Below are 1,037 nucleotides of genomic sequence, written 5' to 3'. Positions count from 1 at the left end.
CCAGACCTCTTTATTCTCTTTGGCAAGCTTACGCTGTGATTTGACCTCATACCCGAAGTCATTTGAATTGGCAGATTCTTTGGTCCAACCCACAGTAGTGTAGGAAGGCACCTGTTTATTCTGGATAATCTGAACACACGGTTTTACGCCAAGTGCAAAGCAGATATCGGAAAGACTGCCCAGAGTCATATTTCGAACGCCACTCAGTATCTGGGTGACATAAGATCTGGACTTTCCAAGGCGCCGCGCCAGTTCTGTCTTTGGTACCTTAATCTCCTCCATGACAACAAGAATATCCTCGGTGACGTTATAGACCAGCTCTTCTCGAGCGTACGCCTTGTCTTCGGCGGTGGTGAACACCTTGTCCTGATGATAGAAAAGCTCTCTTGCAGTCACTATTCCTCCAACGCACGCCAGTTATGGTGAACTCTCTGGGTATCAGACTCGTGCAGTTTATTAAAATCCTTCTTGATGTAGTGGCTTATAAACCACGTGTTTTGATGCTTGCCGGACAGCCAACAATATCCGCGCACTGGTAAACGTTTTAACGCTCTGAATTTTGCTCTGCGGCCAGTCAGTTGGCTAAAAGGAAGATCGCCCTCCTCCGGAAAATTCTCATTTGACATCGACTGCCCGTTTGCAAGACGTTCGATCTGCAAGGCCAAGGCGAATTTCATCTTCTGGCGCTTTCGCGCTTCAACTCCGAGAAGTGCACGCTCAAGGCTCTCCGGTGCACCACGACAATGAACCACCTTGTATGCCGGTCCCTCATAGACTTCAGGATGAACGGCCACTATAGTTAACATATATATAAACCGCAAGTCGTCTGATAATTACTCACTCCATGTACTTAAGTAATAGCAGAAGAATGCAGTTCTCGCCGCAAAGAACACCTGTGGGCGAGCTTGAAAGACCGCTCTACTAATACCATAATGTTATTAGAAGACAATTTGAGGGATATAGTAATACACCCATGTTACTTATAACATTGACCAAAGCTCAACAACGGCTTGCCGAAAATATTCGCCAGCGCCGAT

The 1,037-nt window shown here is 46.6% G+C and carries 2 protein-coding genes; both read right to left on the bottom strand.

What is annotated here, in order from left to right; genetic code table 11:
• Nucleotides 1–360, bottom strand: a 360-nt coding sequence (locus Q7U10_12215) for a helix-turn-helix transcriptional regulator (GenBank protein ID MDO8283362.1), incomplete at its 3' end; no start/stop codon positions are given.
• A gap of 35 nt (nucleotides 361–395) precedes the next feature.
• Complete coding sequence (locus tag Q7U10_12210) at nucleotides 396–806, bottom strand: hypothetical protein (protein ID MDO8283361.1); 411 nt, start codon at nucleotides 804–806, stop codon at nucleotides 396–398.
• Nucleotides 807–1,037 lie beyond the last annotated feature (231 nt).

This window comes from Thermodesulfovibrionia bacterium (genome assembly GCA_030646035.1).
Classification (GTDB): domain Bacteria; phylum Nitrospirota; class Thermodesulfovibrionia; order UBA6902; family UBA6902; genus JACQZG01.
This window is presented reverse-complemented; position numbering and strand designations above follow the sequence as displayed.